Here is a 221-nt window from a genome sequence, read left to right as displayed (position 1 = left end):
CATCAATATAAGTTTCCGTGTTTCGTTTTGTTCAGTTTTGAGAGAACTATCTCTCATATATAAATGTATGTTCTTTGAAAACTAGATAACAGTGTAGCTCATATTTTTTAAATTTTAGTTTGGTTAAGTTAGAAAGGGCGCACGGTGGATGCCTTGACACTAGGAGTCGATGAAGGACGGGACTAACGCCGATATGCTTCGGGGAGCTGTAAGTAAGCTTT

1 rRNA gene is annotated in these 221 nt (G+C 38.0%); it reads left to right on the top strand.

The window, feature by feature from the left end:
* Window positions 1–121: 121 nt before the first annotated feature.
* Window positions 122–221, top strand: a 23S ribosomal RNA gene (locus tag MR170_RS31935); the annotation flags it as partial.

The organism is Bacillus cereus group sp. BfR-BA-01524 (assembly GCF_022662595.1).
In the GTDB taxonomy this organism is placed as follows: Bacteria; Bacillota; Bacilli; order Bacillales; family Bacillaceae_G; genus Bacillus_A; species Bacillus_A thuringiensis_S.
The sequence above is the reverse complement of the archived record's forward strand: the minus strand, read 5'-3'. Positions and strand labels throughout refer to the sequence as shown.